9 protein-coding genes, 2 tRNA genes and 1 pseudogene are annotated in these 6872 nt (G+C 73.6%); 6 read left to right on the top strand and 6 right to left on the bottom strand.

The features are described from left to right. Positions 1-199 precede the first annotated feature (199 nt). The 6 genes from HMPREF3105_RS00825 (at position 200) to HMPREF3105_RS00800 (ending at position 2965) form a co-directional block, all read left to right on the top strand. A tRNA-Thr gene (locus HMPREF3105_RS00825) sits at positions 200-271 on the top strand. 60 nt (positions 272-331) lie between these two features. Next, positions 332-405, top strand: a tRNA-Met gene (locus HMPREF3105_RS00820). An 89-nt stretch (positions 406-494) separates the two neighbouring features. Continuing rightward, positions 495-788 carry a hypothetical protein gene (locus HMPREF3105_RS00815; RefSeq protein ID WP_069941246.1) on the top strand — a complete coding sequence of 98 codons (294 nt, stop codon included), beginning with the start codon at positions 495-497 and terminating at the stop codon, positions 786-788. 40 nt (positions 789-828) lie between these two features. Beyond that, entirely contained in the window at positions 829-1278 is a 450-nt protein-coding gene (locus tag HMPREF3105_RS00810; protein ID WP_069941245.1) for an FAS1-like dehydratase domain-containing protein, read from the top strand. Beyond that, positions 1278-1769 carry a MaoC/PaaZ C-terminal domain-containing protein gene (locus tag HMPREF3105_RS00805; protein ID WP_069941244.1) on the top strand — a complete coding sequence of 164 codons (492 nt, stop codon included), beginning with the start codon at positions 1278-1280 and terminating at the stop codon, positions 1767-1769. Before HMPREF3105_RS00810 ends, HMPREF3105_RS00805 begins: the two co-directional genes overlap by 1 nt. Beyond that, positions 1766-2965, top strand: coding sequence for a UDP-N-acetylmuramate dehydrogenase (locus HMPREF3105_RS00800; protein ID WP_070708543.1), 1200 nt, complete (start codon positions 1766-1768; stop codon positions 2963-2965). The genes HMPREF3105_RS00805 and HMPREF3105_RS00800 overlap by 4 nt, the downstream gene beginning before the upstream one ends. A 177-nt stretch (positions 2966-3142) precedes the next feature. On the opposite strand, the gene asd is transcribed toward HMPREF3105_RS00800, so the two are convergent. The 6 genes and pseudogenes from asd to HMPREF3105_RS13430 form a co-directional block, all read right to left on the bottom strand. Continuing rightward, positions 3143-4315, bottom strand: coding sequence for an aspartate-semialdehyde dehydrogenase (gene asd / locus HMPREF3105_RS00795; protein WP_049146263.1), 1173 nt, complete (start codon positions 4313-4315; stop codon positions 3143-3145). A gap of 10 nt (positions 4316-4325) precedes the next feature. Next, a complete protein-coding gene (locus HMPREF3105_RS00790; protein ID WP_070708542.1) occupies positions 4326-4556 on the bottom strand; it encodes an NF038396 family protein in 231 nt (76 codons plus the stop codon). Between the two features lies 1 nt (position 4557). Continuing rightward, on the bottom strand, positions 4558-5118 hold the full coding sequence (locus tag HMPREF3105_RS00785; protein WP_044659551.1) for a dihydrofolate reductase: 561 nt from the start codon (positions 5116-5118) through the stop codon (positions 4558-4560). Positions 5119-5140: 22 nt separating this feature from the next. Beyond that, positions 5141-5971 (bottom strand): thymidylate synthase, encoded by an 831-nt coding sequence (locus HMPREF3105_RS00780; protein ID WP_036317717.1) that lies wholly within the window; start codon positions 5969-5971, stop codon positions 5141-5143. A gap of 82 nt (positions 5972-6053) precedes the next feature. Beyond that, positions 6054-6410, bottom strand: a complete 357-nt coding sequence (locus HMPREF3105_RS00775; protein WP_041103569.1) for a GNAT family N-acetyltransferase — start codon at positions 6408-6410, stop codon at positions 6054-6056. Positions 6411-6485: 75 nt separating this feature from the next. After that, positions 6486-6872 (bottom strand): annotated as a pseudogene (locus HMPREF3105_RS13430) (NUDIX hydrolase); the annotation flags it as partial.

The following is a 6872-nucleotide window of genomic DNA, read 5'->3' as shown; positions in this document are numbered from 1 at the left end:
CCGCAAGGACCGGGACGACCGCGGCTTCCGCGGCGACCGCGGGGGACGCCCCGGCGGCCGCAAGCCCCGCTGGGGCGCCCAGGAGCGCTCGGATCGGGGCGCCCGCCGCTGATCCGGCCGGGGTGCCGACCCCGCCGGAGGCCGTGACCGGGGCCGATTTTGCATCGGCCCCGGGGCCCTGGTAGAGTCTCACCTCGTTGCCCCGATAGCTCAGTGGTAGAGCGCCATCTTGGTAAGATGGAGGTCCCGGGATCGATTCCCGGTCGGGGCTCTGACATGAGAGCCCGCCCTCGCGGCGTGAAAACCGTGAGTGCGGGCGTTCTCGTGTCGTGGCGGCGTAGCTCAGCTGGTTAGAGCGCACGACTCATAATCGTGAGGTCGGGGGATCGAGTCCCCCCGCCGCTACGGAATCGGACGGACCCGGTCACCTCCTCGGAGGGGCCGGGTCCTTTCGCGTTCCGGGGCCCGTCCGTCGCCCCGGTAGCCTGGCGGGCATGTCCACGCGTCGCCCCGCCCGCCAGCCCGCCCGCGGCACCACCGCGCCCCGCGGCTTCGTCTCCCCGTGGGAGCACGGCTCCCGGCTGTACCGGACCCTCGTGCTGACCGGCTCCGCGCTGTTCCTCGTCGGCATCGTGCTGGCCGTCGTCGGCGGCACCAGCGGGCGCCTCGCCGTCTCCGGGGCGGCCCTGGGCGTGCTCGGCGCGGGCGTCGCCGTGCACCTGTCCGCCCAGCTCGTGCGCTTCCGCCAGGCCGCCCGCCGGCAGGGGGAGCGGCGCCCCGGCCGTTAGGCTGGACGGCAGCCGAGAACCGTCCCGCAGGAGGCCCGAGTTGAGCGTGAACCCCGACGTCGCCGGGCGGAGCTATCCGCCCGCGCCCCCCTTCCAGGTCGGCCGGGAGGCGGTCCGCGCCTTCGCCGAGGCCGTGCAGGCCCAGCATCCCGCGCACCACGACGTCGCGGCCGCCCGGGCCCTGGGGTACGCCGACCTGGTCGCCCCCCCGACCTTCGCCGTCGTCATCGCCCAGCGCGCCGAGGCCGCCGTCGTCGCCGATCCCGAGCTGGGCATCGACTTCTCGCGCGTGGTCCACGCGGACGAGCGCTTCGTCCACCACCGCCCGCTGGTGGCCGGGGACGAGGTCGTGGCGACCGTGCGGGTCGAGGCCGTGAAGGCCCTCGGCGGCAACCGCATGGTCACCACCGTCACCGAGATCGCGGATCTGGACGGCGCGGCCGTCTCCACCGTCATGTCCACCCTGCTGGTCCGGGGAGAGGAGTCCTGATGAGCACCGCCCCCCGCCTGTCCGACCTCGCCCGGGGCGAGGTGGTCGGCACGCGCACCGTCACGTTCACCCGCGCCGACCTCGTCGCCTACGCGGGTGCCTCCGGCGACCGCAACCCGATCCACTGGTCCCCGACGTTCGCCGAGCACGTCGGCCTGCCCGGCGTCATCGCCCACGGGATGCTCACCATGGGCGCGGCCGTGCAGCTCGTCTCGGACTGGGCGGGCGACCCGGGCGCCGTCGTCGACTACCAGACCCGCTTCACCGGCATGGTGCCCGTCGCGGACACCACGGTCCGCACGGACGACGACGGCGCGCCCGTCCCCGGCGCCACGCTCGAGGTCGTCGGCACGGTCGGCGCCGTGGACGAGGCCGCCGGGACCGTGCGGATCGACCTGAACGTCACCAACCCGGACGCGGCGAAGCCGCGCGTGCTGACCAAGGCGCAGGCCGTGGTCCGTCTGGCCGACCCCGTGGGGGAGAGCGCGTGAGCGAGCGGCTGGCGGACCACACCACCACCCGCGTCGGCGGGCCTGCGCGCGCGTGGGTCACCGCGCGCACCGAGGCTGAGGCGATCGAGGCCGTGCGCGCCGCCGACGCGGCGGGCGAGCCCCTGTTCGTCCTCGGCGGCGGTTCCAACACCCTCATGGCGGACTCCGGCTTCCCCGGCACCGTCGTGCGGCTGGCCTTCGAGGGCATCGGGGTGCTGGACGGGCCGGTGCCCGGCGAGGGTGAGGCGCCGCCCGTCGGCGACGGGGCCCGGCTCGCGGGCCACGAGGGGGAGGCCGTCGTCGTGCGGGTCGCGGCGGGCCATCCGTGGGACGACGCCGTCGCATGGACCGTGGCGCACGGGCTCGGCGGGATCGAGGCGCTCTCGGGCATCCCGGGCTCGGCCGGCGCGACGCCCGTGCAGAACGTCGGCGCGTACGGTGCGGACGTCTCGCAGGTGCTCGTCGCCCTGCGCGCGTGGGACCGGGAGGCGGGGGACGTCGTCGAGCTGACGCCCGCGGATTTGCGCCTCGGCTACCGCGACTCCGTGATCAAGCGCTCCATGCTGGAGACCGGCGCGCCGAGTCCCCGGTGGATCGTGCTCTCGATCGACCTGCGGCTGCGTCGCGCCTCCTCCGACGCCGAGCCGACGGCGCCGGTCCGCTACGGGCAGCTGGCGGCCGCGCTCGACGTCGAGGAGGGCGCCCATGCCCCGCTCGCGGTGGTCCGCCGCGAGGTGCTGGCCCTGCGGACCGCCAAGGGGATGGTGTCCGACCCGGCGGACCCGGACACGTGGTCCACGGGCAGCTACTTCACGAACCCGATCGTGCCCGCGTCCGTGCGGGCCTCCCTGCCCGAGGGCGCCCCGGCGTTCGCCGCCGGGGAGGCCGAGGACGGGACGCCGCTCGTGAAGCTCTCGGCGGCCTGGCTGATCGATCGCGCGGGCTTCGCGAAGGGCTTCGGGCTGCCCGAGGTCGGGCCCCGCGAGGGCGGGCCGGACGGCCGCGGAGCCGACGGCGCCGGCCTGGCCGGGGGCCGCGCGTCGGTGTCCACGAAGCACACCCTCGCCATGACCAACCGCGGCGACGCGAGTACCGAGGACGTCCTGACGATCGCGCGCACCGTGCGCGACGGCGTGCGTGAACGCTTCGGCGTCGAGCTGCACCCCGAGCCGATGATCATCGGCACCAGCCTCTGACCCCTCACTTTCGTTCGGGAAACGGCTCCCCCAGGAGTGCTTTCGTTCGGGAAACGGCGCCCCGAGGCGGCGCGGGCGCCGTTTCCCGAACGACAACGCCCGAGCACCCGCCGTTTCCCGAACGAAAACGGGGGCCGGAGCGGGGCCGGGTGCGCGCCTCGGCGCCGGCGTCGCGGCTCAGAGGTTGCCGGTGGCGATCATCAGCATGCGACGCACGGGCTCGGCCGCACCCCACAGCAGCTGGTCGCCGACGGTGAACGCCGAGAGGTACTCGGGACCCATGTTGAGCTTGCGCAGCCGGCCGACGGGGATCTGCAGGGTGCCGGTCGCGGCGATCGGGGTCAGGTCGGTGACCGTGGCCTCCTTGGTGTTCGGCACCACCTGCACCCACTCGTTGTCCGCGGCGATGATCTGCTCGACCTCGTCCAGCGGCACGTCCCGGGTGAGCTTGAGGGTGAGGGCCTGCGAGTGGGAGCGCATCGCGCCGATCCGCACGCACAGCGAGTCGAACGGGATCCGGTCCGCCCCGGTCAGTCCGAGCACCTTGTTGGTCTCGTCGTAGGCCTTGCGCTCCTCGCGGGAGACGCCGTCGCCCAGGTCGGAGTCGATCCAGGGGATCAGCGAGCCGCCCAGCGGCACGCCGAACTGCGTCGAGTCCAGGCCGTCGCGCTGCAGCTCGATCACCTTGCGGTCGATCTCGAGGATCGCCGACGCCGGATCGGCCAGCTCGGCCCGCACCGCGCCGCCCAGCTCGGCGTACTGGGTGAGCAGCTCGCGCATGTGCCGGGCACCGCCGCCGGAGGCCGCCTGGTAGGTCATGGCGGTGCCCCACTCGACCAGGCCCGCCTTGAACAGGCCACCGAGGCCCATGAGCATGCAGGAGACGGTGCAGTTGCCGCCGATGAAGTCCTTCGTCCCGTTCGCCAGGGCGGCGTCGATCACGCCGCGGTTCACGGGATCCAGTGCGATCACGGAGGTGTCCGCCATGCGCAGGGTGGAGGCGGCGTCGATCCAGATGCCGTCCCAGCCGGCGGCGCGCAGCTTCGGGTACACGGCCTGCGTGTAGTCCCCGCCCTGCGCGGTGAGGATCACGGGCAGGGCCTTGAGCGCGTCCACGTCGTACGCGTCCTGGAGCACGCCCGGGTCACCGGCCATGCCCTCGAGCACGGGCGCGGGACCGCCGGCGTTGGACGTGGAGAAGAAGACGGGATGGATACGGGCGAAGTCGCCCTCCTCGGCCATGCGCTGCAGGAGGACGGACCCCACCATGCCGCGCCAGCCGACCAGGCCCACGGTGGGCACGGCGGCCGCGTCGGGGGCGTTCACAGATGCGGGGGCAGCGGAAGTCATGCCCTCCAGGCTAGCGGCCCTGCTGCGCGCGCTTCCGCTTGTTCCACGCGATGAGACCGCCCACGGCGAACACCTGGGTCAGCACGAGCAGGAACACCAGCCCGGCGATGGTCTTGCCCTGCAGCACGAGGATCAGCCCGAACACGGCGCACACGAACGCCAGCACGGGCAGGACGACGAGCGCGAGGAACGAGACCGCCTGCGGGGAGAGCAGACGCTGGTCGGAGTCGGTCGGGGCCATGTCAGTCGCGTTCCCATCGTTCGAAGCGGTGGCGCGGGCCGGAGGCGGAGTCCAGCCACGCGTCGGGGGCGGGCTCGACGGCGGTGCGCCGCCAGCGGGCGTCGAGCAGCGGGGCGTGCGTGTCGCCGTCGACGTCGGCGTCGATCACGGTCACCTCGGCGCGCGAGGCCACGTCGAGGGCCTGCTCGTAGAGCGTCGCCCCGCCGATCACCCACACGGTGTCACAGCCGTCGGCCTCGGCCGCGGCGGCCAGGGCCGCCCCGAAGTCAGGCACGACGACGGCGCCCGCGGCCCGCAGCTCCGCGCCGGCCTCCTCGGTGGCCGTCAGGGTGCGGGAGACCACGATGTTCGTGCGCCCGGGCAGCGGGCGGAAGCGCGCCGGGAACGACTCCCACGTGCGCCGGCCCATGATCACGGGGTGGCCGTGCGTGTGGGCCCGGAAGTGGGCGAGGTCCTCGGGGACGTGCCACGGCATGGTGCCGTCGCGGCCGATGACGCGCTCGGGGGTCTGGGCCCAGATCATGGCGATCACGGGCTCGGTGGGACGGGTGGCCCGGCTCATGGGGTCGCTGCGCATCCTCGGCTCAGACGGCGATCGGCGCCGTGATGGTGGGGTGGTGACGGTAGTCGAGGACCTCGAAGTCGTCGTAGTCGTAGTCGAAGATCGACGCGGGGGTGCGCCGCAGCCGCAGCCGCGGGTACGGGTACGGCTCGCGGGAGAGCTGCTCGCGCACCTGCTCCTCGTGGTTCGCGTAGATGTGCACGTCCCCGCCGGTCCACACGAACTCGCCGGGCGTCAACCCGGTCTGCTGCGCGACCATCACCGTGAGCAGCGCGTACGAGGCGATGTTGAACGGCACGCCGAGGAACAGGTCCGCCGAGCGCTGGTAGAGCTGGCATGAGAGCCGCCCGGGGGCGCCGTCCTGACCGGGGGAGACGTAGAACTGGAACAGCGCGTGGCACGGCGGCAACGCCATCTCGTCCACCTCGGCGGGGTTCCACGCGGTGACGATGTGCCGGCGCGAGTCGGGGTTCGTCCGGATCTGCTCCACGACCTTGGCGATCTGGTCGATGTGGCCCCCGTCCGGGGTGGGCCACGAGCGCCACTGCACGCCGTAGACGGGGCCGAGCTCGCCGTCCTCGTCCGCCCACTCGTTCCAGATCCGCACGCCGCGCTCCTGGAGCCACCGCACGTTCGAGTCCCCGCGCAGGAACCACAGCAGCTCGAGCGCGACCGACTTGAAGTGCACGCGCTTGGTCGTGATCAGCGGGAAGGACTCGGCCAGGTCGAAGCGCAGCTGGCGGCCGAACACGCTGCGCGTGCCCGTGCCGGTCCGGTCCGTCTTGACGGCCCCGTGGGCCATCACGTCGGCGAGGAGGTCCTCGTAGGGGGTGGGGATGCTCACCCGGTCCACTCTAGCGATCCGAGCGGACGCGCTGAGCGTCGTCGACGGCCCGGCGGAGGCGGGTACCGGCAGGGCAGGGCCCCGCCCCCGGTCAGCCGTGGAAGACCATGTCCTGGTACTCGGGGTAGCGGCGCAGGTAGTCCTCCACGTAGGAGCACTCGGGCACGATCCGGTCACCCTCCGCGCGCAGCCGGTCCAGGACCATGGTCACGAGGGCGCGGGCATAACCGCGGCGGCCAAACTGCTCGTCGATGATGGTGTGCTGCAGGCGCAGGACCACGGTGTCCTCGCCGTCCGCGCCGCGCACGGTCTCCTGGTCGTAGCCGAGGAACCCGATGAAGGTCCCGTCCTGGCGCAGCTCGAAGCGCTGACGGTCCGGGTCCCGGGTCACCGTGAGGCGCTCGTGGACGATCTTCTCGGGCTGGCTCTGGGCGGCGGTGTTCTCCATGACCCGAGCCTAGGGCCGGGGGCGGGCCCGCTCAACGGTGGCCCGGTCGTGCGGGCCGAGGCCGGCGCGGGCGGCTCAGTCGTCCCAGGGGTCGTAGACCTCGACGGCCACCACGTCGCCGTCGAGGTCGAGCGCGCGGTGCGCCACCAGCACAGCGCCGGGCCGCAGCCACGGATCCTCGGTCGGCAGGGCCCGCAGCACGCGGTCCGCCTGGCCGGCGGCCGCGTCCTCGACCACCTCGAACAGGGTCGGCAGCACCGGCCGGTGCGTGCACACGACCAGCGGCCGGGAGCGGCCCATGAGCTCGGCCATCACCTTGCGGGTCTTCTTGGGCTTCTCCCGGGCCGTGGTCTCCGTGAACGCGCCCTTGGTCTTCAGCGGCAGCCGGCTGGACTTCACGAGCGGGGCCAGCGTCTCCACGCAGCGGCGCCACGGGGAGGAGACCAGCCGCTCCGGCCGCCA

The organism is Micrococcus sp. HMSC31B01 (assembly GCF_001816085.1).
GTDB lineage: Bacteria > Actinomycetota > Actinomycetes > Actinomycetales > Micrococcaceae > Micrococcus > Micrococcus luteus.
This window is presented reverse-complemented; position numbering and strand designations above follow the sequence as displayed.